This is a genomic window from Klebsiella sp. C283 (assembly GCF_048822555.1).
Classification (GTDB): Bacteria; Pseudomonadota; Gammaproteobacteria; order Enterobacterales; family Enterobacteriaceae; genus Klebsiella; species Klebsiella quasipneumoniae.
Genome location: NZ_JBMEZS010000014.1, coordinates 39,712 through 65,092 on the forward strand (window position 1 = coordinate 39,712; position 25,381 = coordinate 65,092).

A 25,381-nucleotide genomic window follows, 5' to 3' on the forward strand; every position below is an offset into this window, starting at 1 on the left:
AAAGGGGGATGGAACCGCAGCAGAGGATTCCCCTTTTACTGGCAAAGAAAAGCCCGGTCGCGCTATGCGACCGGGCTCAGACATTCCGTTACCCCGGTCAAACTCGCGCCGGGGGAACACACGGCTTAGATATCGATATTCGCCGCTTTCAGGGCGTTCTCTTCGATAAACGCGCGACGCGGTTCAACGGCATCACCCATCAGGGTAGTGAACAGCTGGTCGGCGGCAATCGCGTCCTTGACGGTCACGCGCAGCATACGGCGGCTGTCCGGATCCATGGTGGTTTCCCACAGCTGATCCGGGTTCATCTCGCCCAGACCTTTATAGCGCTGGATAGAGAGGCCGCGACGGGACTCTTTAACCAGCCAGTCCAGAGCCTGCTCAAAGCTGGCTACCGGCTGACGGCGTTCGCCGCGCTCGATGTAAGCATCTTCTTCCATCAGGCCGCGCAGTTTCTCGCCCAGGGTACAGATACGGCGATATTCCGGCCCCATAATGAACTCATTATCCAGCGGATAGTCGGTATCCACGCCGTGGGTACGAACGCGAATAACCGGTTCAAAATGCTGCAGCTCTTTGTTCTCATGGAGATCAAATTTCCACTGGCTGCCGTGCTGCTCTTTCTCATTCAGCTCGGAGACCAGAGTGTTCACCCAGCGGGTCACCTTCTGTTCGTCCGCCAGATCGGCCTCGGTCAGGGTCGGCTGATAGATAAGCTCTTTCAGCAGCGCTTTCGGGAAGCGGCGCTCCATGCGGCCAATCATTTTCTGGGTGGCGTTAAACTCAGCAACCAGTTTTTCCAGCGGTTCGCCCGCCAGCGCTGGCGCATTGGCGTTGGTATGCAGGGTGGCGCCGTCGAGGGCGATGGCAATCTGATACTGATCCATCGCTTCGTCGTCTTTAATATACTGTTCCTGCTTGCCTTTCTTCACTTTGTACAGCGGCGGCTGAGCAATATAGACATGGCCGCGCTCGACGATCTCCGGCATCTGACGATAGAAGAAGGTCAACAGCAGGGTACGAATGTGCGAGCCGTCGACGTCCGCATCGGTCATGATGATGATGCTGTGATAGCGCAGTTTGTCCGGGTTGTACTCATCGCGGCCGATGCCGCAGCCCAGAGCGGTGATCAGCGTGGCCACTTCCTGGGAAGAGAGCATCTTGTCGAAGCGGGCTTTCTCAACGTTGAGGATTTTGCCCTTCAGCGGCAGGATCGCCTGATTCTTGCGGTTACGCCCCTGCTTCGCAGAGCCGCCCGCGGAGTCCCCTTCCACCAGGTACAGTTCGGAGAGCGCCGGGTCGCGTTCCTGGCAGTCCGCCAGTTTGCCCGGCAGGCCAGCCAGATCCAGCGCGCCTTTACGGCGGGTCATCTCACGGGCACGACGCGCGGCTTCGCGCGCGCGCGCGGCGTCAATAATTTTGCCGACCACGATTTTCGCATCGGACGGATTTTCCAGCAGGTATTCGCTCAGCAGTTCGTTCATCTGCTGCTCAACCGCCGATTTCACCTCGGAGGAGACCAGCTTGTCTTTGGTCTGCGAGGAGAACTTCGGATCCGGCACTTTCACCGATACCACGGCAATCAGGCCTTCACGGGCGTCGTCGCCGGTGGCGCTGACTTTCGCTTTTTTGCTGTAGCCCTCTTTGTCCATGTAGGCGTTGAGGGTACGGGTCATCGCCGCGCGGAAGCCGGCAAGGTGAGTCCCCCCGTCACGCTGCGGAATGTTATTGGTAAAGCAGTAAATGTTTTCCTGGAAGCCGTCGTTCCACTGCAGCGCCACTTCCACGCCGATACCGTCTTTTTCAGTAGAGAAATAGAATATATTCGGGTGGATCGGCGTTTTGTTCTTGTTGAGATACTCAACGAACGCCTTGATGCCGCCTTCGTAGTGGAAATGATCTTCTTTGCCGTCGCGCTTATCGCGCAGGCGGATAGAGACTCCGGAGTTCAGGAACGACAGTTCGCGCAGGCGTTTCGCCAGGATATCGTATTCAAACTCGGTGACGTTGGTGAAGGTTTCCAGGCTCGGCCAGAAACGCACCATGGTGCCGGTTTTGTCGGTCTCGCCGGTTACGGCCAGCGGCGCCTGCGGCACACCGTGCTCATACATCTGCTTGTGCACTTTGTTATCGCGCTGAATAACCAGCTCCAGCTTCTGCGACAGGGCGTTAACCACCGAGACGCCCACGCCGTGCAGACCGCCGGAGACTTTATAGGAGTTATCATCGAATTTACCGCCAGCGTGCAGGACGGTCATGATAACTTCCGCTGCGGAGACGCCCTCTTCCGGGTGAATGCCGGTCGGGATGCCGCGGCCGTCATCCTGGACGGAGACGGAGTTATCGCTGTGGATGGTCACCACGATATCTTTGCAGTAACCCGCGAGCGCTTCGTCGATAGCGTTATCCACAACCTCGAATACCATGTGGTGCAGACCGGTGCCGTCATCCGTGTCGCCGATATACATACCCGGGCGCTTACGCACCGCATCCAGCCCTTTCAGGACTTTGATACTGGAGGAGTCATAAGAATTCGACATCAACGTTTCTCGCTCATTTAATCTTGGGTTAATCCGTTATTTTACCTTTTTCCACGCGGAACATCTTCGAATTTTTGTCCGACATGTCCATAACGTGCTCAGCGCTGATGGCGCTGACGAAAACCTGCGACTGCGTCGCTTTCAGGCGACTGGATAACAGACCGCGGCGGGCATCATCGAGTTCCGAGGCAAAATCATCTATCAGGTACAGGCAGCGCCGCCCGCTGACGCGGGTGAGGAACTCGCCCTGCGCCAGACGCAGGGCGCACATCAGCAGCTTAAGCTGCCCGCGCGACAAGGTATCTTCCACCGGCGCCCCGTCGGCGCGAATACGGAAATCCGCTTTATGCGGGCCGTGGGCGGTATAGGTTAACATTCTGTCACGCTCGAAATTCCGCTCCAGCACTTCAGCGTAGTCGGTCTCTTTTTCCCAGCCGCGCTGGAAGGAGAAAGAGAGCGAGAATTCCGGTAAAAATTGCTGACAGGTATCCGCCATGTCTTCGACGATAGCGGCGCTGTATTCGGCACGCCAGCGGCTGATCTGCTCCGCCAGCGGGATTAATTCCAGATCCCATGGCCGCAGCTGGGCATAACGGCTGACCTGACGCAGCGCGGCGTTGCGCTGCTTGACCAGGCGCTTCAGGTTGCTCCAGGCGGTGAAGAATCCGGCTTCGTTATGAAAGCATCCCCAGTCAAGGAATGCTCTTCTGTATTTGGGGCCGCCGTTGAGTAAAGTAAACCCCTCCGGCGTAATCAGCTGCATCGGCATCAGGTGCGCCAACTCCGCCACTTTGTGGCCGTCGGTGCCGTCGATACGCACCTTGCTGTCGCCCTGTTTGTCTTTGGTCAGGCCGATGGCGGTTTCCCGCTCTTCGCCCTGCAGACGGCCATGCAGAACAAAGGCCTCCTGCTCGTGGCGGATCACCCGGCCAATTTGCAAACTGCGAAACGCCCGGCCATGGCCGAGCGTGTAGATGGCTTCCAGCACGCTGGTTTTGCCGCTGCCGTTCGCGCCAACCAGGAAGTTAAAGCCGGGAGATAAAGCGAGATCCGCATGTTCAATATTGCGGAAATCTTTGATAAGTAAGCGCGTCAGTGACATATCTGGGTTTCTTCGGGCCAGGGCGTAATCGGCGCAGCCAGTTTCAACGCGGACTGCGCGCAGACCCTGGAGCGTACACGAAGTACGTGACAGGGACGAGCACAGCCCAGGTTGAAAATGGCAAGTAAGATAGCCCGATATTTTCTATAAGCGCATAGGCATGACAACATAGGCTGCGCTTTGTGAAGCCGCATCCTCAATCTGCACGCTCGACACCGAATCCGTCAGCAGAATGCGCACATTCTCGCACTTCAGCGCGTTCAGCACATCAAGCACGTAGCTAACGTTGAAGCCAATCTCCATCTCCGTGCCGGCGTAGGTCACGTCCAGAATCTCTTCCGCTTCTTCCTGCTCCGGGTTATTGGCGGTGATTTTCAGCTGATTTTCGCTAACGTACAGCCGCACGCCGCGGAATTTCTCATTGGAGAGAATCGCCGCGCGGGCAAAAGCCTGCTTCAGAATATCGCAGCCCGCTTCGAGGTGTTTATCCGGATTTTTCGGCAATACGCGGCGATAATCCGGGAAACGGCCATCAACCAGCTTCGAAGTGAAGATAAAATCGCCGACATGGGCGCGGATATTATTGCTGCCGATCTGCACGCGCAGCGGCGTATCACCGCCGTCGAGCATCCGCATCAGCTCAATCACCCCTTTACGCGGCACGATCACCGAATGGTTCGGCAGCGACGCTTCCAGCGGCATCGAACAGACCGCCAGACGGTGACCGTCGGTAGCGACGGTGCGCAGTTCGCTGCCTTCGGTTTCGAACAGCATACCGTTTAAGTAGTAACGAACATCCTGGTGCGCCATCGAGAACTGCGTCGCTTCGATCAGACGCTTCATGGTCGCCTGCGGCAGGGTAAATTCCACCTCACTCTGCCAGTCGTCAAGATTCGGGAAGTCGGCAGCGGGCAGGGTCGACAGCGAGAAGCGGCTGCGGCCGGAACGCACCAGCATGCGATCGCCTTCCAGCTGCACCGCGATCTCCGCGCCTTCCGGCAGGCCGCGGCAGATATCAAAGAATTTACGCGCCGGAACGGTGGTGGCGCCCGCTTCGTGCGGCTGAACCAGCGCCACGCGCGCCACCATCTCCATTTCAAGATCGGTACCGGTCAGCGACAGCGCGCCGTCCGCGACCTGAAGCAGCAGGTTACCGAGAATGGGCAGCGTCGGACGACCACCTAACGGACCGCTCACCTGTTGCAGCGGTTTTAATAAATGTTCACGTTCTACGGTAAATTTCATAGCGTCACGAGGATAATGTTCTGATTAAATTGGAAAAATCTTCTTTAATGTCGTGGCTTTCTTCACGCAGCTGCTCAATCTTGCGGCAGGCGTGCAGCACGGTGGTATGGTCGCGGCCGCCAAACGCATCGCCGATTTCCGGCAGGCTGTGGTTGGTCAGCTCTTTGGCCAGCGCCATCGCCATCTGGCGAGGACGCGCCACCGAACGGGAGCGGCGTTTGGACAGCAGGTCCGCTACCTTAATCTTGTAGTACTCCGCCACCGTCTTTTGAATATTGTCGATGGTGACCAGTTTTTCCTGCAGCGCCAGCAGATCGCGCAGCGCTTCGCGCACGAAATCGATAGTGATCGCCCGGCCGGTGAAGTTGGCGTTGGCGATAACGCGGTTCAGCGCCCCCTCCAGTTCACGCACGTTTGAGCGCAGGCGCTTGGCAATAAAGAACGCCACTTCGCCCGGCAGGCGGATGTCGTTCTCATCGGCTTTTTTCATCAGGATCGCGACGCGGGTTTCCAGCTCCGGCGGCTCGATCGCCACCGTCAGCCCCCAGCCGAAGCGGGATTTCAGACGATCTTCAACGCCGTTGATCTCTTTGGGATAACGATCCGAGGTCAAAATGATCTGCTGATTACCTTCCAGCAAGGCATTGAAGGTGTGGAAAAACTCTTCCTGGGATCGCTCTTTATTAGCGAAGAACTGAATGTCATCGATCAGCAGGGCGTCAACGGATCGGTAGTAGCGCTTAAACTCTTCGATGGCGTTGTTCTGCAGCGCTTTAACCATGTCCTGAACGAAACGCTCCGAGTGCATATAGACCACTTTGGCGTTCGGTTTACGCGCCACGATACCGTTCCCCACCGCGTGCAGCAGGTGGGTTTTACCCAGACCCGTTCCGCCGTAGAGGAACAGGGGGTTATAGGCGCCGCCCGGGTTATCCGCCACCTGACGCGCCGCCGCGCGGGCCAGCTGGTTAGATTTACCTTCGACGAAGTTATCAAACGTGTGTTTCACGTTAACGTTAGAACGGTAGGTCGGCTCCGCCGGCGCCGGGACATTATCCCAGCCAGGGCGCACGATCGTCGGCGCCACGCGCGCGGTCTGCACCTGCGCCGCCGGGATAGTCGTTGCGGCCGGGCTTACCGCCCCTTTCTGCAGCGAGCTGGCGGGCTTAGCTCCCACCTCAAAACGCAGCTGCGGGGCGTCCGCACCGCAAAAATCATTGAGGAGTCCATTGATATTATTGAGGTATTTGTCCCTTACCCAGTCGAGCACAAAACGGTTTGGCGCATACAGTGCCAGCGTGTTATCGCTCAGTTCCGCCTGCAATGGGCGGATCCACATGCTGAATTCTGTGGCTGGTAACTCATCCTGCAATCGGGCAAGACACTGCTGCCAAAGCGAAAGTGACACGGCGGACTCCACTCGAACATAAAATCGATATCAAAGAAAAACTGAAACAATCGTGATTGTTGGCACACGTCGACAAGACCCTGCATTAGCCGAAAAGCCCCTGCACAAAAGGGGTGACGTGCGAACCGCTATCTGCGGTTATTTCCCGCTGCGGATCCGGGGATCGCGATCGGGACCGGGGATCATAGCCTAAACTGAGAAAGAGATCTTGTGTTTCTCAACAGATTCTTCCCGATTTATCCACAGGAAGGATCGAAACCGGGTAAGTGTAATCGATCCTGGGAGGAGTGAAGCACGATTTCCGCCGCATATTGGAAAAATTAATGAGCTATGCCGCTTTTGGGCGGAAACGATCTAACAAAGATCCTTCAGGATCCTTGCGCTTTACTGGCCAGGCCGTATAATCCCCCACCCGGCGCGTAATGCCCGTTTTCGTCACGCGTCTCAGCTTATTTTTTGTGCGACGAGGTGCGAGAAATAAGGAAAGAGAATTGACTCCGGAGTGTACAATTATTACAATCCGGCCTCTTTAATCACCCACGCTGAGGCGTAAGTCGTTCGAAGTTCGTTCGGGTCTACGCAAAAGTCAGTGAATTTATTCAAGTTTAGGTAGAAATCGCCATGAAACGCACTTTTCAACCGTCTGTACTGAAGCGCAACCGTTCTCACGGCTTCCGTGCTCGTATGGCTACTAAAAATGGTCGTCAGGTTCTGGCACGTCGTCGTGCTAAAGGCCGCGCTCGTCTGACCGTTTCCAAGTAATAAAGCTAACCCTGCGTGGTTAAGCTCGCATTTCCCAGGGAGTTACGCTTGTTAACTCCCAGTCATTTCACTTTCGTCTTCCAGCAGCCACAACGGGCTGGCACGCCGCAAATCACCATCCTCGGCCGCCTGAATTCGCTGGGGCATCCCCGCATCGGTCTCACCGTCGCCAAGAAAAACGTGAAACGCGCACATGAACGCAATCGGATTAAACGTCTGACGCGTGAAAGTTTTCGTTTGCGTCAACATGAACTCCCGCCAATGGATTTCGTGGTGGTGGCGAAAAGAGGGGTTGCCGACCTCGATAACCGTGCTCTCTCGGAAGCGTTGGAAAAATTATGGCGCCGCCATTGTCGCCTGGCTCGCGGGTCCTGATCGGCCTGATTCGAGTTTATCAGCGCCTGATTAGTCCGCTACTCGGGCCGCATTGCCGTTTCACCCCAACCTGTTCTCAATACGGAATTGAGGCCTTACGCAGGTTTGGAGTGATAAAAGGCAGTTGGTTGACGATGAAACGCGTATTAAAATGCCACCCTTTACACCCTGGTGGTGACGATCCCGTCCCGCCTGGACCATTTGATACCAGAGAACACTAACGATGGATTCGCAACGCAATCTTCTTATCATCGCTTTGTTGTTCGTGTCTTTCATGATCTGGCAAGCCTGGGAGCAGGACAAAAATCCGCAACCCCAGCAGCAGACCACGCAGACTACGACCACAGCAGCGGGTAGCGCCGCCGACCAGGGCGTACCGGCCAGTGGCCAGGGGAAACTGATTACGGTTAAAACTGATGTGCTTGATCTGACCATCAACACCCGCGGTGGTGATGTTGAGCAAGCGCTGCTTCCGGCTTACCCGAAAGCGCTGAAATCGACTGAACCGTTCCAGTTACTGGAAACTACGCCACAGTTTATCTACCAGGCGCAGAGCGGCTTAACCGGTCGTGACGGCCCGGATAACCCGGCTAACGGCCCGCGTCCGCTGTATAACGCTGATAAAGATGCGTATGTACTGGCTGATGGCCAGAACGAAATCGTTATTCCGCTGACCTATACCGACAAAGCCGGCAACGTCTTCACCAAGACCTTCACCCTGAAACGCGGTGATTATGCGGTGAACGTGGGTTATAGCGTGCAGAACGCCAGCGAGAAACCGCTGGAAGTCTCGACCTTCGGTCAGCTGAAGCAGACCGCCGCGCTGCCGTCCAGTCGCGATACGCAGACCGGCGGCCTGTCCACGATGCATACTTTCCGTGGCGCAGCGTTCTCCACCGCGGATTCGAAATACGAAAAATACAAATTCGATACCATCCTGGACAATGAAAACCTGAACGTCAGCACCAAAAACGGTTGGGTTGCCATGCTGCAGCAGTACTTCACCACCGCGTGGGTGCCGCAGAATAACGGGACGAATAACTTCTACACCGCCAACCTCGGCAACGGCATTGTCGCTATCGGCTATAAATCTCAGCCGGTACTGGTGCAGCCTGGTCAAACCGACAAACTGCAGAGCACGCTGTGGGTCGGCCCGGCGATTCAGGACAAAATGGCTGCCGTCGCGCCGCACCTGGATCTGACCGTCGACTACGGCTGGCTGTGGTTCATCTCCCAACCGCTGTTCAAGCTGCTGAAATTCATTCACGGCTTCCTCGGCAACTGGGGCTTCTCGATTATCGTCATCACCTTTATCGTTCGTGGCATCATGTACCCGCTGACCAAAGCGCAGTACACCTCCATGGCGAAGATGCGTATGCTGCAGCCGAAAATTCAGGCCATGCGCGAGCGTCTGGGCGACGATAAACAACGTCAAAGCCAGGAGATGATGGCGCTGTATAAAGCGGAAAAAGTGAACCCGCTGGGCGGCTGCTTCCCGCTGATTATCCAGATGCCGATCTTCCTTGCGCTGTACTACATGCTGAGCGCCTCGGTAGAACTGCGTCATGCGCCGTTTATCCTGTGGATCCACGATCTGTCTGCGCAAGACCCGTACTACATCCTGCCGATCATCATGGGCGCGACGATGTTCTTCATCCAGAAGATGTCGCCAACCACCGTGACCGACCCGATGCAGCAGAAGATCATGACCTTTATGCCGGTCATCTTCACGGTGTTCTTCCTGTGGTTCCCGTCTGGCCTGGTGGTGTACTACATCGTCAGCAACCTGGTGACCATTATCCAGCAGCAGCTGATTTACCGTGGTCTGGAGAAGCGTGGCCTGCATAGCCGCGAGAAGAAGAAATCCTGATACTCTTCATTCTTCAAGCCAACGCATCTGCGACTTGGATAATTTAGAGTAGTTACGGTAACGTTAATGCCAGAGAAGGCGGTCAATGGACCGCCTTTTTTACATCTACATAGAGAGTCACCATGAGCCATAACGACACTATCGTCGCCCAGGCAACCCCACCGGGACGCGGGGGTGTGGGCATCCTGCGTATCTCCGGCCTCAAAGCGCGCGACGTCGCGCAGGCGGTACTCGGCAAGCTGCCGAAGCCGCGCTATGCCGACTACCTGCCGTTCAACGACGTTGACGGTACGCCGCTGGATCAGGGGATTGCGCTGTGGTTCCCCGGGCCGAACTCCTTTACCGGGGAAGATGTGCTTGAGCTGCAGGGCCACGGCGGCCCGGTCATTCTTGACCTGCTGCTCAAACGTATTCTGACCCTGCCGGGCCTGCGCATCGCCAGACCGGGCGAATTCTCCGAGCGCGCGTTCCTTAACGACAAGCTCGACCTGGCGCAGGCAGAGGCCATCGCCGATCTTATCGACGCCAGCTCAGAACAGGCGGCGCGCTCGGCGCTGAACTCGCTGCAGGGGGCGTTCTCCGCGCGGGTGAACCACCTTGTGGAAGCGCTCACTCACCTGCGCATCTACGTGGAAGCGGCGATTGATTTTCCGGATGAAGAAATTGATTTCCTCTCCGACGGCAAAATTGAAGCCCAGCTGAACGAGGTGATGGCCGACCTCGACGCCGTCCGCGCCGAAGCCCGTCAGGGCAGTCTGCTGCGCGAAGGGATGAAAGTGGTGATCGCCGGGCGGCCAAATGCCGGTAAATCAAGCCTGCTGAACGCCCTGGCGGGCCGCGAAGCGGCGATCGTCACCGACATTGCGGGCACCACCCGCGATGTGCTACGCGAGCATATCCATATCGACGGCATGCCCCTGCATATCATTGATACCGCGGGCCTGCGCGACGCCAATGACGAAGTGGAGCGTATCGGCATCGAGCGCGCCTGGCAGGAGATTGCGCAGGCTGACCGGGTGCTGTTTATGGTCGATGGCACCACCACCAGCGCCGTTGACCCGGCGGAGATCTGGCCAGATTTTATCGAGCGTCTGCCCGCTAAACTGCCGATTACCGTGGTGCGAAATAAAGCCGATGTTACCGGCGAAGCGCTGGGTATCAGCGAAGTAAATGGCCACTCACTGATCCGCCTGTCGGCACGCACCGGCGAAGGCGTCGAGGTGCTGCGTAATCACCTCAAGCAGAGCATGGGCTTCGATACCAATATGGAAGGCGGCTTCCTCGCCCGCCGTCGCCATCTGCAGGCGCTGGAAGAGGCGGCGAACCATCTGCGGCAGGGCAAAGCCCAGCTGCTGGGCGCCTGGGCCGGCGAGCTGCTGGCGGAAGAGCTGCGTCTCGCGCAGCAGGCGCTGAGCGAGATCACCGGGGAGTTCACTTCCGACGACCTGCTGGGCCGCATCTTCTCCAGCTTCTGTATCGGCAAATAACGTTTAGTCCGTAAACGTTCACTCACCCGCATTAGCGCCGCGTTAATGCGGGTTTTTTCTTGCCCTTTGCGGCGCAACGTTCTCTACTTTTATCTCCCCCTAACCCCGAGACTAAAGCATGACCGTTGAATATACCATGATCGAGAAGGTGCCCTCCGCCGAAGCGTTTTGCCACCTGCGGGTGGTAGCGGGCATGTCGCCGCGCCCCGTAGAAGGCGCCAGAGCCGGGCTGCCGCAAAGCTGTTATGGCGTACATATCCTCTGGCAGGAGACGCCGATCGCCATGGGGCGCATCGTCGGCGACGGCGCGATTAATTTCGACATTGTCGACGTCGCCGTCGATCCGGCTCACCAGGGAAAGGGCCTTGGCCGGCTGGTGATGGAGAAGCTGGTCGCCTGGCTGGATGCGAACGCCTTTGACGGCGCCTACGTTACGCTGGTGGCGGATGTTCCGGAGCTGTACGCGAAGTTTGGCTTCGAAAGCGTTCGGCCGGAAAGCGAAGGGATGGCCCGCGTCTGGCGACGCCGGGGCCACTAGTTCGCGTTTCCTGCCAGGAAAATAGCGTTGTCCAAATGGCAACTCGTCTTGCGGAGCGTATCTCACTATGCTGAACGCCATTCACATCGCGAGGATCTCATGACACGCTTTCTTCTCTGCAGCTTTGCCCTGGTTCTGCTCTATCCCTCCGGCATCGATATGTATCTCGTCGGCCTGCCGCGTATTGCTCAGGATCTGGGAGCCAGCGAGGCGCAATTACATATCGCCTTCTCGGTCTATCTGGCCGGAATGGCCTCCGCGATGCTGTTTGCTGGCCGTATCGCCGACCGCTCGGGGCGCAAGCCTGTCGCCATTGTGGGCGCGGCGATCTTTGTTATCGCCTCCCTGCTCTGCGCGCAGGCGCACACCAGCAGCCACTTCCTTACCGGACGCTTTATCCAGGGGATCGGCGCCGGCTGCTGCTACGTGGTGGCTTTCGCTATTTTGCGCGATACGCTGGACGACCGTCGGCGGGCCAAAGTGCTGTCGTTGCTCAACGGCATTACCTGCATCATCCCCGTTCTGGCGCCGGTGCTCGGCCACCTGATCATGCTGAAATACCCGTGGCAGAGTCTGTTCTACACCATGATCGGCATGGGGGTAACGGTGGGTTTACTGGCGGTATTTATCCTGCGCGAAACGCGTCCGACGGCGCCCCCGCAGACGGCTATGCCGCAGCATGGCGCGGATGAATCGCTGTTGAATCGCTTTTTCCTCAGCCGCATTCTCATCACCACCCTCAGCGTAACGGCGATCCTCACCTACGTGAACGTCTCCCCGGTACTGATGATGGAGGAGATGGGGTTCGATCGCGGCACCTATTCCATGACGATGGCGCTGATGGCGATGGTCAGCATGGCGGTCTCCTTCTCGACGCCGTTCGCCCTGTCGCTGTTTAAACCGCGCACCCTAATGATAACCTCGCAGCTGCTGTTCCTGGCGGCAGGCGTGGCGCTGAGCCTCGCCACCCACCAGGCCGTCACCCTGGTCGGGCTGGGCATGATTTGCGCCGGCTTCTCCGTCGGCTTCGGCGTCGCGATGAGCCAGGCCCTGGGGCCATTCACGCTGCGCGCCGGTGTCGCCAGCTCGGTCCTCGGCATCGCGCAGGTGTGCGGTTCGTCGCTGTGGATATGGCTCGCCGCTATCATCGGACTCAGCGCAATGAATATGCTGATCGGGATACTCATTGCCTGTAGCATAGTGAGTCTTGTTCTGCTACTGGTCGCCACCCCGCCGCGGGTTGCGCAACACGATGAAGAAGCCGCTTTCGAGTCTCGATCTTAATTTACTCCTCTGCCTGCAGCTCCTGACCCAGGAGCTCAGCGTTACCCGTACGGCGAAGCGGATGAACGTTTCGCCCTCGGCGGTGAGCAAGTCGCTGGCCAAACTGCGCGCCTGGTTTGACGATCCGCTGTTTGTCAAAACGCCGTTGGGCCTGGCGCCCACGCCGCTGGTCAGCAGCATGGAGCAGGATCTGGCGGACTGGATGCAGATGGGCAACCAGATCCTCGATAAACCGCACCACACCATGCCGAGCGGCCTCAAGTTCGAGCTGGCGGCGGAAACGCCGCTGCTGATGATCCTGTTTAACACCCTCTCCCAGCGCATCTATCAGCGCTATCCGCAGGCATTGATTCGTTTGCGCAACTGGGACTACGACTCCCTGGACGCCATCATTCGCGGCGAGGTGGATATCGGCTTCTGCGGGCGCGAAAGCCATCCGCAGTCGCGGGAGCTGCTAAGCCTGCTGCCGTGGTATATCGATTTTGATGTGCTGTTCACCGACCTGCCGCAGGTCTGGCTGCGCGCCGATCATCCGGCGCTCAGGGAGGAGTGGGATCTGGCGGCATTCTTACGCTATCCGCATATCACCATCTGCTGGGAACAACGCGATACCTGGGCGCTGGACGACGTGCTGCAGGAGCTGGGGCATAAACGTAACGTGGCGCTGACCGTGCCGGGGTTTGAGCAATCCCTCTTTATGGCGGCCCAGCCGCAGCACACCATGCTGGCCACCGCGCCGCGCTACTGCCAGCACTATAATCAGCAGCACCAGCTACCGCTGGTCTCCCGACCGCTGCCGCTGGAGCCGCAGCATCTGGAAAAGCTTCGCGTCCCCTTCACCTTGCTATGGCATAAACGCAACAGCTACAACCCGAAGCTTGTCTGGCTTAGAGATACGCTGAAAGCGCTCTATTCCGGTACGCTGTAAGCCTTGTTTCGTGCCCATAGCACCTTATTTGCGCAAGAATTTGTAAAATTCAAACAAATTCCCTTTTCAAGGGGGGATTTCGGCATTAAAACCTGTTAATACCAGGCGATAATAGCGCCCGCCGTTTTATTCAGACCATTACTCACGGAGCGACGTATGGCAACGCATTTTGCACGAGGGATACTCAGTACCGGGGAGCCGCTATCGACACGTTTGTCAGCGGCCTGTCATCAATCCGCACGTCGGCTCCCTGAATACCGGCAAGCCCGCTTTCGCGCTTCGCGGTCGCTGCTCGCCGAACTGCTGTTTATGCTTTACGGCATCAGCGAGCTGCCTGAAATCGTTAACGAAGCCAATGGCAGACCGGTTTTTAGCGATCGTCACCTTCCCCGCTTCTCTATCTCTTATACTGGCAATATCGTTGGCGTGGCGCTGACCACCGAGGGGGATTGCGGCCTCGACATGGAGCTGCAGCGCGCCGTTCGCAGCCACGACGCCGACCGGCAAAATTTCAGTAACAATGAGAATCTGTGGATTAACATTCAGCATGACCCGGACGAAGCGCGCAGCCAGCTGGTGGCGCTGCGCCGCAGCGTGCTGAAGCTGACCGGTGAGACATCAACGCAGCTGCAGCTGCTGCCTGGCTCCGGCCGCCTGCGTACCGCCGGCAGCCTGCCGATCGAAGCCGTCTGTGACGCCGAATCGCTGCTGGTGTGGTCGATTGCCGCTACCCCGAATATCGGCCCGCTGAAGGTCTGGGAGTATGATGCTAAGGGAGGCGACTGGCACAGCCTGGCGGACGCTCAGCGCCGCGCACGCGAACCCTCAGCCCGCCTGATGCGCTTTACCAGTCTGCCCACGGAAAAAACCTTATCCCTCAATTGACCGGTCTTGCCGGCATCATGATCCAAAGGAGCAATCATGTCAGATACCTTGAAAGTGGTTACGTTACTCGGCAGCCTGCGTAAAGGGTCGTTTAATGGAATGGTCGCGCGTACCCTGCCCGGCATCGCGCCGGCGGGCATGCACATTTCCGCGCTGCCGTCGATCGGCGATATTCCGCTGTACGATGCTGATATTCAGGAGGAAGAGGGATTCCCGCAGAGCGTGCAGGAGATTGCGCAGCAGATCCGCGAGGCGGATGGCGTGGTGATTGTCACCCCCGAGTATAACTATTCCGTGCCTGGCGGCCTGAAAAACGCCATCGACTGGCTTTCACGTCTGCCCGAGCAGCCGCTGTCCGGCAAGCCGGTGCTGATTCAAACCAGCTCAATGGGCGCCATCGGCGGCGCGCGCTGCCAGTATCATCTGCGGCAGATTCTGGTGTTCCTCGATGCGATGGTGATGAATAAACCGGAATTTATGGGTGGCGTGATCCAGAACAAAGTGGATCCGCAGTCGGGTGAAGTGGTCGATCAGAGCACCCTCGACCATCTGCGCGGCCAGCTGACTGCCTTTGGCGACTATATTCAGCGGGTTAAAGCATAAAAAAAGCCCGGCAGCGATGCCGGGCTTTTTCATCATACGTGCGGATTAATGTGCATCGATAAAGACAATCTTCAGCACAAACAGCAGCGAGACGATAATGACGCAAGGGCTGAGGTCGCGCAGACGGCCGGTGCCAATTTTCATCACGCAGTAGGAGATAAAGCCCAGGGCAATGCCTTCGGTGATCGAGAAGCTAAACGGCATCATCACCGCGGTGATAAACGCCGGTACCGCTTCCGTCAGGTCATCCCACTTCACGCGCGCCAGGCTTGAGGTCATCAGCACGCCGACGTAAATCAGCGCGCCAGCGGCCGCATAGGCCGGAACCATCCCCGCCAGCGGAGAGAGGAAGATAACCAGCAGGAACAGGATACCGACGACCACGGCGGTCAGGCCGGTGCGCCCGCCCACGGAAACGCCGGAGGAGGATTCGATATACGCTGTTACCGACGAGGTGCCGATGAAGGAGCCTGCCACCGACGAGACGCTATCGACAAACAGCGCCTGCTTCATGCGCGGGAATTTACCGTTGGCGTCCGCCAGACCCGCTTTATCCGTCACGCCGATCAGCGTCCCGGAGGAGTCAAACAGGTTGACCAGCATAAAGGAGAAGATCACCCCGGCCAGGCCCAGATTCAGGGAGCCCGCCAGATCGACATGACCGATCACCGAAGTCACGCTCGGCGGCGCCGAGACGATTCCGGTGTAGTGTACATCACCCAGCATCCAGCCCAGCAGGGTGGTCACCACGATAGAGACCAGAACCGCGGCATGAATGTTGCGCGACGCCAGAATCGCGATGATAAAGAAGCCCAGCACGCCCAGCAGCACGCTGTGGGAGGTCAGATGACCAATACTGACCAGCGTTTCCGGATTTGCGACGATAACCCCGGCGTTCTTCAGGCCCATCATACCGATAAACAGACCGATACCGCTGGTGATGCCCACGCGCAGGCTCAGCGGAATATTGGCGATCATCCAGTAGCGTACGCGGAAGATCGTCAGCAGCAGCAGGCCGACGGCGCCCCAGAAAATCGCGCCCATCCCGACCTGCCACGGCAGGCCCATCGCCTGCACCACCACAAAGGCGAAAAAGGCGTTCAGGCCCATCGCCGGCGCCAGGGCGACCGGCAGGTTCGCGAACAGCCCCATCAGGATACTGCCGAAAGCGGCAATCAGACAGGTGGTCACAAACACGGCGCTGGTATCCATGCCCGCTACGCCAAGAATTTGTGGGTTAACAAAAACGATATACACCATCGTCAGGAACGTGGTGAAACCGGCGATGGCTTCCGTGCGCACCGTGGTGCCGTGCTCGCGCAGTTTAAATACGCGCTCCAGCAGACCCTGGCCAGAAGACTGGCTGGTTTGTTGTTGACTCATTATCGGTTTCCGAACGTAAGGAGGGAAAATTCGACGCTATCCTATACCAAATTACAGCACCAGGCGCGGTTGTATGGTAATTTTTTTCATTTATTTTGCTTCTACGGCAACGATTGCGTCGCGGCATTGGACATGACGAAAACGTTAAACTTGTTAATATGGAATGGCTATGACTCAACCAGAAGCAGTATTTTTTGACTGTGACGGCACGCTGGTCGACAGCGAGGTGATTTGCTCCCGCGCCTACGTGCACATGTTCCAGGAATTTGGCATTACGCTGGAGCTGGCAGAGATTTTTAAGCGCTTCAAAGGCGTAAAGCTGTACGAAATAATCGACACCATCAACGCCGAGCATGGCGTTAACCTGCAAAAGGCCACTCTGGAGCCGATTTACCGTGCGGAAGTCGCCCGCCTGTTTGATAGCGAACTGGAGGTGATTGCCGGAGCCCAGGCGCTGCTGGATGCGGTAAGCGTCCCGATGTGCGTGGTTTCCAATGGCCCGGTCAGTAAGATGCAACACTCTCTCGGCCGCACCGGCCTGCTGCACCATTTCGCTGACCGGTTGTACAGCGGCTACGATATTCAGCGCTGGAAACCCGATCCGGCGCTGATGTTCCATGCCGCAAAAGCGATGAGCGTTAACGTTGAGAACTGTATTCTGGTTGATGATTCCAGGGCAGGTGCACAATCGGGAATAGCCGCCGGCATGGAGGTGTTCTACTTCTGCGCCGATCCACACAACCCGCCCATCGATCATCCCAACGTGACGACCTTTACCGATCTGGCTGCGCTGCCGGCATTGTGGAAAGCGCGCGGTTGGGATATCACTCGCTAGCCCCCGGCGTCGCCCAACCGGGCGACGGTTGGCAGGTAGCGCTATGTTCTAGCCCAGAACAGGACGGCTGGCGACCGGCTATCTCTTCATCATCTTGGGACACAATCACTTTCATCTTGCCTTTCTTCACTCGCGGAAAGCGGGGGCTAAACGCCCCCACCGGCTATTTAAACAGTTTTTGCACAAACTCCGCGTAGGCCGGGCGCCAGACGTCCATTTCATGGTTCAGGCCGGGATAGGCGTGATAGTCAAAGTTGATCTTCTGTTTTTCCAGCTCGCTTTTCAGACCCGCGATGTCTTTGCCGGTCACGGAATCTTTTTCCCCGACGACCACGGTAAAGTTACGCAGCTGTTGATTGATCGCCTCAGGATGTTTCAGTTGCGCTTCCACACCGGCATTCGGCACCGTGGTGGTCGTGACGCCGCTAAACGTGGCGAGCCAGCCAAAGCTCTCCAGATGATTCATCCCGGAAACCAGCGCCTGATACCCGCCCTGAGAGAGGCCAGCCAGCGCCCGACCATCGGCATCTTTACGCACGTTAAACCGGGCATCGATCAGCGGAATAATGTCCTGCATCAGCTCCTTATCCGCCGCCAGCGCATTCAGCGGATAGAAGGTTTTGCGTCGCTCCTGCGGCGGGAAGTTTTCCGCGATCGCTTCCGGGGTGTCGGTTTCGGTATCCGGGACCACCACCAGCATAGGCTTGATCTTGCCCTCCGCCAGCAGGTTATCCATGATTTGCGGAATACGCCCCTGATCGATGGCCGACAGCCCGCTGTCGCCAAAGCCATGATAGAAATAGAGCACCGGCAGCGGCTCGCCGCTGCCGCTATAGTTCGGCGGCGTCCAGACATAGAGCCGCCGTTCCGCATTCAGCGCCTTCGAGTGATAGGTAAGTGTGCGCAGATCGCCGTGCGCGACCGAGCGATCGTCAAGAATACTGCCGGGAACCAGAATCAGGCTGGTGTTCACCTGACGCTGCGGCTTCTGATAGCGGCTGCCGGTATCCACCGAGCGGAAGCCGTCCACATCAAAATAGTATTCATAGAGATTGGGTTTCATTGGCTCGCTTTTCCATGTCCAGACCCCGTGGTCTGCTTTGGTCATGTCGTGCGAGACAAAGGTGTCCGGCGTGGCGCCTGTCACCACCGAAACCCGCCGGGCATCAGGGGCAAACAGGCGGTAAGTGATACTCTTATCCGCGTTAACCTGGGTGATAAAGTGGCTCACCGGCAGGGAGGGCTCGGGCACCGCTGGCAACGGTGCCGCCTGAATGGTGAACGCCGCGCCCGCCAGCGCGAGGGCGAAATAAATTGCATGTCGTTTCATCGTTATTCCTCTTACGTTGTGTCCGTTCTGTTATCGTCTCACCACCAGATTTCCGCCTGCGCCCCTACGGCAAACTGATCGTTTTTACCGTCTTCAAAAATGTGGGTGGTGTTATTCGCGGCCTTATCCAGGTCGATATCCTTCGCTTTAATATAGGTGGCATAGAAGCGAATTTCCGGGCGCGAGGTCAGCATACTGGTATTAACTTTGAAGGTATGGAACAGCGTGGTCTTATAGCCGGACTCGTTATATTTCTTGCCGGTCACATCTTTGTTTTGCTGCCTGAAGTACCCCAGTTCGACGCCGGTCTGGTTATATTTATTCCAGATATAGGCCGGCCGCAGGACCGTACGGATGGATTCAAAATCGGAGTGGGCCCCGGTCTCGTAGCTGTAAACGTCGTTGCCAAAGGAGTAAACGATGGCATTCGCCATAATAATGTCATCGCGTAAATAGGTTTCTCCTTGCGAGGTTAAGCGCACGGCGGTGCCATTGGTATGGTCGCCATAATAGCGGCCGTTAAAGGTAGTATAGGGGCTGGATCCGGCATAGCGCGAGAAGCTGCTGGCAATGGAGTTATTCGCCAGCAACAAAGAAAATTCGTTAAAGCCGCCGTGAGCAAATTTTTGCGTTAACGAGGTGCCGGCCATCCAGGTATCTTTCCATGGATAATAGCCTTCATTGCCCTCTTTATATTTCTCAGAAGAACTTTGGTTGGCGGCGACATAGCGTCCGCTGACCATCAGACTGGCTTTATCCCACAACGGGATCTCTTTGTAACGGATATCGAGGGTATTGGTGTTAATTTGCTGCTTATTGCTTAAAGAACGATCGTAGTCATCAACATCCTCCCGGACCAGCGCGATATCGAATTTCCCGGCGCCTACCTGCCAGTTTTCCAGCCCCACGCCAGCCGCCGCATCGGTTCTCTGCGTTTTCCAGTCCAGCATCTGGATCTCGATTTTTGGCGCACCGTGTTTGCCGACCCAGAAATCGGCTTCCGGGGCAAACGGCAGGAATCCTTTGGTGTTAACGTACATATCCGAGAACTGGATGTAGTTTTCGCCGCCGGCATTGTCACCAAACCAGCCAGTGGAATACTGCTGGCCAACGTTCCCGTCGAGCATCACGATGGCGTCGACGCGTTTATCGCCTTCCTGAAACACCCGCTGCTTCAGCTGCAGATCGAACCAGCCGGAATATTCATTGCCCAGACGGCCAAGCGAACCAATGGCCCACGACTTTGGCGAGCCATGCGAGGCGGTTCCCCAGCCCGAGCGGAAGTAGCCGTTATAGCTAAAGCCAATTTCATCTTTGACGAACTTGCTAAAGTCTTTCAGCGTCATCGCGCTGTAGGCTGGCGCGCCGTCTGTGGCAGGTTGTTGATTTTTGACCAGTACCGCATCCGGTTTCACTGCTGCTTTCGGTCCTGCCGCCGCCGCGACGGTGCGCTTCTGGCTCTCTGCAGGCGAAGACCATGTGGCCCAAATCTGGTCTCTTTTTCTCTCCTGGTCCTGATATTTTTTGAGCTCTTTTTGCGTATCGCTAAGCGCTTTTTCCAGCAACTCAAGCCGTTGCTCTACCGTCAACTGGCTCGCGAACAGCGTGGTTGAATAACAAAGCGGCGCCAGCAATACCATCGCCGAAGCGATCCTGGTTTTTCTAAACATAATATTCCCTTATATAAGTGTTGGCATAAATAAATACGACAGCGACAAGCATCGCGCGGGTTCTAATAGCTGTATCCATACCGCTTAAGGGCGCGAGGGCTGTTATTTTTGCGGAGAGAAAAAAGCAAAAAAACCCGAAGAAGACGATCTGCCTAAACAGATAATCCTCTTCAGGTTTTGCCCGCGCATCGCGGTAGCAACCCTTATTAACTCATTCTTAACGCGCATAAAAAAACCTGATATCGCCGCCGTGGGGGGGGCAATATCAGGTTTTGCCTGCTGTCGCAGTAACAATCCGTTTAAAACATTCTGAGCTTGCGCGCTCAGTCAGTGAATGCTGATTGTTACGCGATAAAATGAAGAACTCAAACGGGCAGCCTGTTAATTGTGACGATAATCGCAGCAATATCGCTGCCGCTGGAGGAATCATATCTAATTCTGATAAATCCATTTATCAGAATTAGACAAAATGATTATTACTCTTTCGGATCTTTTCCGGCGAGCAGTTTATCCAGTTCATCGCCGCCCACATGACGGAAATCCTGGCCTTTGACGAAGTAGAAAATATATTCGCAAATATTCTGGCAGCGGTCGCCGATACGTTCGATGGAACGCGCGCAGAACAGCGCCGTCAGAACGCTGGGGATAGTGCGCGAGTCTTCCATCATGTAGGTCATCAGCTGACGCACGATGCCTTCATACTCCTGGTCGACTTTCTTGTCTTCGCGATAGATACGTACCGCCTCGTCGAGATCCATACGCGCGAAGGCATCCAGCACGTCATGCAGCATCTGCACCGTATGGCGGCCCAGCGATTCGAGGCTCACCAGCAGCGGCTGGTGCTGCTGGGAAAACTTCTCCAGCGCGGTACGGCAGATTTTATCCGCCACGTCGCCAATGCGTTCCAGCTCAGCGATGGTCTTGATGATCGCCATCACCAGGCGCAGGTCGCTGGCGGTCGGCTGGCGCTTGGCGATGATGCGCACGCAGGCTTCATCGATCGCCACTTCCATCATGTTGACCTGCTTGTCGCCGTCAATCACGCGTTTCGCCAGATCGCTGTCCTGGTTATGCATGGCGGTGATCGCATCAGAAAGCTGTTGCTCCACCAGCCCACCCATGGTCATCACCTGGGTGCGGATATACTCCAGTTCAGCGTTGAACTGGCCGGAAATATGTTTATTAAGATTTAGGTTGTCCATGGTGTCTCCTGATTGCCCAACTGGTGAGAGCCTGAAAGCACAAGGGCAAATCAACCGTAGCGGCCAGTAATATAATCTTCAGTTTGTTTCTTCGCGGGCTTGGTGAACAGGTCATCCGTGTTGCTGAACTCAATCAGCTCGCCAAGATACATAAATGCCGTATGGTCGGAGCAACGCGCAGCCTGCTGCATGTTGTGAGTCACGATAACGACGGTGTAATCCTGCTTCAGCTCGGTGATCAGCTCCTCGATACGCCCGGTAGAGATCGGGTCCAGCGCTGAGCAAGGTTCATCAAGCAGCAGGACTTCCGGGCGGATCGCGATACCGCGGGCGATGCACAGGCGCTGCTGCTGACCGCCGGAGAGAGAATACCCGCTCTGGTGCAGTTTATCTTTGGTTTCATTCCATAATGCGGCTTTGGTCAACGCCCACTGCACGCGCTCATCCATATCGGCACGGGACAGCTTTTCAAACAGGCGCACGCCGAAAGCGATGTTGTCGTAAATGGACATCGGGAACGGCGTTGGCTTCTGGAATACCATGCCAACCTTGGCACGCAGCAGGGCGATATCCTGGGTGTTGGTCAGAATGTTGTCGCCATCCAGCAGGATCTCGCCTTCCGCGCGCTGCTCCGGATACAGTTCAAACATTTTGTTGAACGTACGCAGCAGAGTGGATTTACCACAGCCTGACGGACCGATAAACGCCGTCACCTGGTTTTTGGTGATATCCAGGTTGATGTTCTTCAGGGCATGGAATTTACCGTAGTAGAAGTTCAGGTTGCGAACTGAAATCTTACCCGGGGCTGTATTCACCATACTCATCTCAATCTCTTCCTCATTCAGCGCAGCTGTCGCTGCGCCGCAAAAATTAACCGTGTTTCTTCTTGGCGAAGATAACGCGCGCCAGGATGTTCAGCAGCAAGACGCACAGGGTGATAATCAATACCCCGGCCCATGCCAGTTGCTGCCACTCCGCAAACGGACTCATGGCAAATTTGAAAATGGTCACCGGCAGGTTGGCAATCGGCTGCATCATGTCGGTGCTCCAGAACTGGTTGGACAGCGCGGTAAACAGCAGGGGCGCCGTTTCCCCGGCGATACGGGCGATAGCCAGCAGGATCCCGGTCATAATCCCCGAGACGGACGCTTTCAGGGTGATCGCCGAGATCATCTTCCACTTCGGCGTACCCAGCGCATAGGCCGCTTCACGCAGGCTATCCGGCACCAGTTTCAGCATGTTTTCGGTGGTACGAATAACGATAGGCACCTGCAGCAGCGCCAGGGCGATAACGCCCGCCCAGCCGGAGAAGTGCTGCATCTGCGCCACCACGATGGTGTAGACGAACAGACCAACCACGATAGACGGCGCGGAAAGCAGTATATCGTTAATAAAACGGATAATTTCCGCCAGCACCGACTTGCGGCCATACTCCGCCAAATAAATTCCAGCGAGGATACCCAGCGGCGTACCAAAGATAGTTGCCCACAGGATCAGCAGGCCGCTGCCGGCGAGGGCGTTGGCCAGACCGCCGCCCGCGGTATTCGGCGGCGGCGTCATTTCGGTAAACAGCGCCAGGCTCATGCCGTCGAAGCCGCGGGTTATCGTCGCCATCAGGATCCAGATAAGCCAGAACAAACCAAACGCCATGGTGGCCATCGACAGCGTCAGGGCGATGCGGTTCTTCATGCGGCGCCTGGCTTGCATCTTACGGCGGGATTCCGCCAGCTCGGCGGTGCTTTGCATTTCAATGGTCGCCATTAGCGTGCCCCCTCATTCTTCGCGAGGCGCATAATCATAAACTTCGACGCCGCCAGAACGATAAAGGTGATAACGAACAGGATCAGACCCAGTTCCATCAGCGCCGCCACGTGCAGACCGGTTTCGGCTTCGGCGAATTCGTTGGCCAGCGCGGAGGTAATGCTGTTCCCCGGCATATACAGCGATATGCTGTCGAGCTGGTAGGTGTTACCGATGATAAAGGTGACCGCCATGGTTTCACCCAGCGCACGGCCCAGACCGAGCATCACGCCGCCGATCACTCCGTTCTTGGTGAACGGTAAAACGATGCGCCAGATCACTTCCCAGGTGGTGCAGCCGATGCCATAGGCCGACTCTTTCATCATCACCGGCGTCTGTTCGAAAACATCACGCATTACCGCGGCGATATAAGGGATGATCATGATGGCCAGAATAACGCCAGCGGCGAGAATACCGATACCAAACGCCGGGCCAGCAAACAGCGCGCCGACGAACGGAATAGTCGACAGGACGTTACCAACAGGCTCCTGGAAGTAAGTCGCAAACAGCGGGGCGAAAATAAACAGGCCCCACATGCCGTACACGATACTCGGGATCGCGGCCAGCAGCTCAATCGCAATGCCCAGCGGACGCTTGAGCCAGGCGGGGGACAGTTCCGTCAGAAACAGCGCGATGCCGAAGCTCACCGGTACGGCGATCAGCAGCGCGATAAAGGAGGTCACCAGGGTCCCGTAAATCGGCACCAGCGCGCCGAAGATTTCGTTGGGCGCATCCCACTCTTTGGTCCACAAAAAGGCAAAGCCAAACTTTTGAATGCTCGGCCAGGAAGAGATGATCAGGGAAACGATGATGCCGCCCAGCATCAATAGCACAATCAGCGCAGCCAGTTTTACCAGCGCACTGAAAATCATGTCACCCTTTTTCCCCGGAGGGGTAAATGCAGGCTTGGTTGCAGCCATAGATTACTCTTTACGTATTAAAGCTTGTTCGAATAAATGCCCGGTGGCGTTCGCTTCCGGGCCTACAGTCTGAACCGTAGGGCGGGCAGCGCTGAACGCCCCCGCCATCTTCGTCAAAAATCTACTGTTAGTACAGCGCTTTACCGCTGCTGTCTTTGACGTTGGTTTTCCATGCCGCACGAACCTGCTCAACCACGCTTTCCGGCAGCGATGCGTAATCCAGCGCATTCGCTTCTTTCCCGCCGTTTTTATACGCCCAGTCGAAGAACTTCAGCACTTCAGCGGTCTGCTCAGGCTTGTTAGTCGCCTTATGCACCAGGATGAAGGTGGTTGAGGTGATCGGCCATGCATTTTCACCCTTCTGGTTAGTCAGGTCCTGAGCGAAAGACTTGCTCCAGTCAACGCCTTTTGCGGCGTTAGCGAAGTTGTCTTCAGTCGGGCTAACCGGTTTGCCATCGGCAGAGACCAGTTTGGTGTACGCCAGATTGTTTTGTTTGGCGTAAGCGTATTCGACGTAACCAATCGAGCCCGGCAGACGCTGAACAAAGGCGGCGATACCGTCGTTGCCTTTACCGCCAAGACCGGTTGGCCAGTTAACGGTAGAGCCTGCGCCGATTTTCGATTTCCACTCTTCATTCACTTTGGACAGGTAGCTGGTGAAGACGAAGGAGGTACCGGAACCATCGGCGCGGCGAACCACGGCGATATTCTGCGACGGCAGCTTCAGACCCGGGTTGAGTTTAGCGATCGCTTCGTCATCCCATTTTTTAATTTTACCCAGATAGATATCGCCGAGGGTTTTGCCATCCAGCACCAGCTCGCCGGATTTCACGCCAGGCAGGTTAACCGCCAGCACCACGCCGCCAATCACGGTCGGGAACTGGAACAGACCTTCCTGGGTCAGTTTGTCATCAGCCAGCGGAGCATCAGAAGCACCGAAATCAACGGTGTTGGCAATAATCTGCTTAACGCCACCAGAGGAACCAATACCCTGGTAGTTCACTTTATTGCCGGTTTCTTTCTGATAGGTGTCAGCCCATTTGGCATACACCGGCGCAGGAAAAGTTGCACCTGCGCCAGTCAGGCTTGCTGCTGCGAAAGCAGAGAAAGCGCTCATCGATAAGGTCGCGGCGACAACTGTTGCGACGGTGGTACGCATAACGTTCATAATGTCTCCTGCTGGGATTCGTAAATCATTGTTTCGAGGCTATGGT

Annotated in this window: 23 protein-coding genes; 11 read left to right on the plus strand and 12 right to left on the minus strand. The window is 56.6% G+C overall.

All coding sequences use genetic code 11. The features are described from left to right. Window positions 1–125 precede the first annotated feature (125 nt). The 4 genes from gyrB to dnaA form a co-directional block, all read right to left on the minus strand. Window positions 126–2,540 (minus strand): DNA topoisomerase (ATP-hydrolyzing) subunit B, encoded by a 2,415-nt coding sequence (gyrB, locus tag ACOI7Z_RS23615; RefSeq protein WP_004202281.1) that lies wholly within the window; start codon window positions 2,538–2,540, stop codon window positions 126–128. Window positions 2,541–2,568: 28 nt separating this feature from the next. Next, window positions 2,569–3,642, minus strand: a complete 1,074-nt coding sequence (recF, locus tag ACOI7Z_RS23620; RefSeq protein ID WP_023291459.1) for a DNA replication/repair protein RecF — start codon at window positions 3,640–3,642, stop codon at window positions 2,569–2,571. A 144-nt stretch (window positions 3,643–3,786) separates the two neighbouring features. Continuing rightward, window positions 3,787–4,887: a DNA polymerase III subunit beta gene (gene dnaN, locus ACOI7Z_RS23625; RefSeq protein WP_004145090.1), complete on the minus strand. Its 1,101-nt coding sequence runs from the start codon at window positions 4,885–4,887 to the stop codon at window positions 3,787–3,789. A 4-nt stretch (window positions 4,888–4,891) separates the two neighbouring features. Next, the gene (gene dnaA, locus ACOI7Z_RS23630; protein ID WP_086075994.1) at window positions 4,892–6,295 is read right to left on the minus strand and encodes a chromosomal replication initiator protein DnaA; all 1,404 of its coding nucleotides are present in this window, start codon (window positions 6,293–6,295) and stop codon (window positions 4,892–4,894) included. A 621-nt stretch (window positions 6,296–6,916) separates the two neighbouring features. Here dnaA and rpmH point away from each other — a divergent pair. From rpmH to ACOI7Z_RS23680, 10 genes are all read left to right on the plus strand, one after another. Continuing rightward, window positions 6,917–7,057, plus strand: coding sequence for a 50S ribosomal protein L34 (gene rpmH / locus ACOI7Z_RS23635; RefSeq protein ID WP_000831330.1), 141 nt, complete (start codon window positions 6,917–6,919; stop codon window positions 7,055–7,057). A gap of 15 nt (window positions 7,058–7,072) precedes the next feature. Further along, window positions 7,073–7,432 (plus strand): ribonuclease P protein component, encoded by a 360-nt coding sequence (rnpA, locus tag ACOI7Z_RS23640; RefSeq protein WP_004151535.1) that lies wholly within the window; start codon window positions 7,073–7,075, stop codon window positions 7,430–7,432. Next, complete coding sequence (gene yidD / locus ACOI7Z_RS23645; protein WP_004151536.1) at window positions 7,396–7,653, plus strand: membrane protein insertion efficiency factor YidD; 258 nt, start codon at window positions 7,396–7,398, stop codon at window positions 7,651–7,653. The genes rnpA and yidD overlap by 37 nt, the downstream gene beginning before the upstream one ends. A 2-nt stretch (window positions 7,654–7,655) precedes the next feature. After that, a complete protein-coding gene (gene yidC / locus ACOI7Z_RS23650; protein ID WP_023291460.1) occupies window positions 7,656–9,302 on the plus strand; it encodes a membrane protein insertase YidC in 1,647 nt (548 codons plus the stop codon). A 122-nt stretch (window positions 9,303–9,424) separates the two neighbouring features. Beyond that, on the plus strand, window positions 9,425–10,789 hold the full coding sequence (gene mnmE, locus ACOI7Z_RS23655) for a tRNA uridine-5-carboxymethylaminomethyl(34) synthesis GTPase MnmE (protein ID WP_065883537.1): 1,365 nt from the start codon (window positions 9,425–9,427) through the stop codon (window positions 10,787–10,789). 118 nt (window positions 10,790–10,907) lie between these two features. After that, window positions 10,908–11,327 (plus strand): GNAT family N-acetyltransferase, encoded by a 420-nt coding sequence (locus ACOI7Z_RS23660; protein ID WP_087849148.1) that lies wholly within the window; start codon window positions 10,908–10,910, stop codon window positions 11,325–11,327. A gap of 99 nt (window positions 11,328–11,426) precedes the next feature. Further along, window positions 11,427–12,611: an MFS transporter gene (locus ACOI7Z_RS23665; RefSeq protein WP_044525103.1), complete on the plus strand. Its 1,185-nt coding sequence runs from the start codon at window positions 11,427–11,429 to the stop codon at window positions 12,609–12,611. Next, complete coding sequence (gene yidZ, locus ACOI7Z_RS23670; RefSeq protein ID WP_004202291.1) at window positions 12,580–13,539, plus strand: HTH-type transcriptional regulator YidZ; 960 nt, start codon at window positions 12,580–12,582, stop codon at window positions 13,537–13,539. Before ACOI7Z_RS23665 ends, yidZ begins: the two co-directional genes overlap by 32 nt. Window positions 13,540–13,848: 309 nt before the next feature. Then, window positions 13,849–14,424 carry a 4'-phosphopantetheinyl transferase family protein gene (locus ACOI7Z_RS23675; RefSeq protein WP_072096716.1) on the plus strand — a complete coding sequence of 192 codons (576 nt, stop codon included), beginning with the start codon at window positions 13,849–13,851 and terminating at the stop codon, window positions 14,422–14,424. A 36-nt stretch (window positions 14,425–14,460) separates the two neighbouring features. Next, on the plus strand, window positions 14,461–15,027 hold the full coding sequence (locus ACOI7Z_RS23680) for an NADPH-dependent FMN reductase (protein WP_023291465.1): 567 nt from the start codon (window positions 14,461–14,463) through the stop codon (window positions 15,025–15,027). A 45-nt stretch (window positions 15,028–15,072) separates the two neighbouring features. On the opposite strand, the gene ACOI7Z_RS23685 is transcribed toward ACOI7Z_RS23680, so the two are convergent. Then, window positions 15,073–16,410, minus strand: coding sequence for an NCS2 family permease (locus ACOI7Z_RS23685; RefSeq protein WP_023291466.1), 1,338 nt, complete (start codon window positions 16,408–16,410; stop codon window positions 15,073–15,075). Window positions 16,411–16,579: 169 nt separating this feature from the next. On the opposite strand from ACOI7Z_RS23685, the gene yieH reads away from it, so the two are divergent. After that, complete coding sequence (yieH, locus tag ACOI7Z_RS23690; RefSeq protein ID WP_023291467.1) at window positions 16,580–17,245, plus strand: 6-phosphogluconate phosphatase; 666 nt, start codon at window positions 16,580–16,582, stop codon at window positions 17,243–17,245. A 163-nt stretch (window positions 17,246–17,408) separates the two neighbouring features. On the opposite strand, the gene ACOI7Z_RS23695 is transcribed toward yieH, so the two are convergent. From ACOI7Z_RS23695 to pstS, 7 genes are all read right to left on the minus strand, one after another. Next, on the minus strand, window positions 17,409–18,575 hold the full coding sequence (locus ACOI7Z_RS23695) for an esterase (RefSeq protein WP_087849147.1): 1,167 nt from the start codon (window positions 18,573–18,575) through the stop codon (window positions 17,409–17,411). 38 nt (window positions 18,576–18,613) lie between these two features. Continuing rightward, window positions 18,614–20,245 (minus strand): carbohydrate porin, encoded by a 1,632-nt coding sequence (locus tag ACOI7Z_RS23700; RefSeq protein WP_049013454.1) that lies wholly within the window; start codon window positions 20,243–20,245, stop codon window positions 18,614–18,616. A gap of 476 nt (window positions 20,246–20,721) precedes the next feature. After that, entirely contained in the window at window positions 20,722–21,447 is a 726-nt protein-coding gene (gene phoU, locus ACOI7Z_RS23705; protein ID WP_004145007.1) for a phosphate signaling complex protein PhoU, read from the minus strand. 50 nt (window positions 21,448–21,497) lie between these two features. Continuing rightward, complete coding sequence (pstB, locus tag ACOI7Z_RS23710; protein ID WP_004145006.1) at window positions 21,498–22,271, minus strand: phosphate ABC transporter ATP-binding protein PstB; 774 nt, start codon at window positions 22,269–22,271, stop codon at window positions 21,498–21,500. Window positions 22,272–22,317: 46 nt separating this feature from the next. Then, window positions 22,318–23,208, minus strand: a complete 891-nt coding sequence (pstA, locus tag ACOI7Z_RS23715; RefSeq protein ID WP_086075987.1) for a phosphate ABC transporter permease PstA — start codon at window positions 23,206–23,208, stop codon at window positions 22,318–22,320. Further along, entirely contained in the window at window positions 23,208–24,167 is a 960-nt protein-coding gene (gene pstC, locus ACOI7Z_RS23720; protein ID WP_004145004.1) for a phosphate ABC transporter permease PstC, read from the minus strand. Before pstC ends, pstA begins: the two co-directional genes overlap by 1 nt. Before the next feature lie 127 nt (window positions 24,168–24,294). Beyond that, window positions 24,295–25,335 carry a phosphate ABC transporter substrate-binding protein PstS gene (pstS, locus tag ACOI7Z_RS23725; RefSeq protein WP_023291471.1) on the minus strand — a complete coding sequence of 347 codons (1,041 nt, stop codon included), beginning with the start codon at window positions 25,333–25,335 and terminating at the stop codon, window positions 24,295–24,297. Between the last annotated feature and the right edge of the window lie 46 nt (window positions 25,336–25,381).

Bases quoted from the DNA above. Each gene is read 5' to 3' on its own strand.
- gyrB (WP_004202281.1), bottom strand. From the start codon at position 2,540: ATGTCGAATTCTTATGACTCCTCCAGTATCAAAGTCCTGAAAGGGCTG.
- recF (WP_023291459.1), bottom strand. From the start codon at position 3,642: ATGTCACTGACGCGCTTACTTATCAAAGATTTCCGCAATATTGAACAT.
- dnaN (WP_004145090.1), bottom strand. From the start codon at position 4,887: ATGAAATTTACCGTAGAACGTGAACATTTATTAAAACCGCTGCAACAG.
- rpmH (WP_000831330.1), top strand. From the start codon at position 6,917: ATGAAACGCACTTTTCAACCGTCTGTACTGAAGCGCAACCGTTCTCAC.
- yidD (WP_004151536.1), top strand. From the start codon at position 7,396: ATGGCGCCGCCATTGTCGCCTGGCTCGCGGGTCCTGATCGGCCTGATT.
- yidC (WP_023291460.1), top strand. From the start codon at position 7,656: ATGGATTCGCAACGCAATCTTCTTATCATCGCTTTGTTGTTCGTGTCT.
- mnmE (WP_065883537.1), top strand. From the start codon at position 9,425: ATGAGCCATAACGACACTATCGTCGCCCAGGCAACCCCACCGGGACGC.
- ACOI7Z_RS23660 (WP_087849148.1), top strand. From the start codon at position 10,908: ATGACCGTTGAATATACCATGATCGAGAAGGTGCCCTCCGCCGAAGCG.
- ACOI7Z_RS23665 (WP_044525103.1), top strand. From the start codon at position 11,427: ATGACACGCTTTCTTCTCTGCAGCTTTGCCCTGGTTCTGCTCTATCCC.
- yidZ (WP_004202291.1), top strand. From the start codon at position 12,580: ATGAAGAAGCCGCTTTCGAGTCTCGATCTTAATTTACTCCTCTGCCTG.
- ACOI7Z_RS23675 (WP_072096716.1), top strand. From the start codon at position 13,849: ATGCTTTACGGCATCAGCGAGCTGCCTGAAATCGTTAACGAAGCCAAT.
- ACOI7Z_RS23680 (WP_023291465.1), top strand. From the start codon at position 14,461: ATGTCAGATACCTTGAAAGTGGTTACGTTACTCGGCAGCCTGCGTAAA.
- ACOI7Z_RS23685 (WP_023291466.1), bottom strand. From the start codon at position 16,410: ATGAGTCAACAACAAACCAGCCAGTCTTCTGGCCAGGGTCTGCTGGAG.
- yieH (WP_023291467.1), top strand. From the start codon at position 16,580: ATGACTCAACCAGAAGCAGTATTTTTTGACTGTGACGGCACGCTGGTC.
- ACOI7Z_RS23695 (WP_087849147.1), bottom strand. From the start codon at position 18,575: ATGAAACGACATGCAATTTATTTCGCCCTCGCGCTGGCGGGCGCGGCG.
- ACOI7Z_RS23700 (WP_049013454.1), bottom strand. From the start codon at position 20,245: ATGTTTAGAAAAACCAGGATCGCTTCGGCGATGGTATTGCTGGCGCCG.
- phoU (WP_004145007.1), bottom strand. From the start codon at position 21,447: ATGGACAACCTAAATCTTAATAAACATATTTCCGGCCAGTTCAACGCT.
- pstB (WP_004145006.1), bottom strand. From the start codon at position 22,271: ATGAGTATGGTGAATACAGCCCCGGGTAAGATTTCAGTTCGCAACCTG.
- pstA (WP_086075987.1), bottom strand. From the start codon at position 23,208: ATGGCGACCATTGAAATGCAAAGCACCGCCGAGCTGGCGGAATCCCGC.
- pstC (WP_004145004.1), bottom strand. From the start codon at position 24,167: ATGGCTGCAACCAAGCCTGCATTTACCCCTCCGGGGAAAAAGGGTGAC.
- pstS (WP_023291471.1), bottom strand. From the start codon at position 25,335: ATGAACGTTATGCGTACCACCGTCGCAACAGTTGTCGCCGCGACCTTA.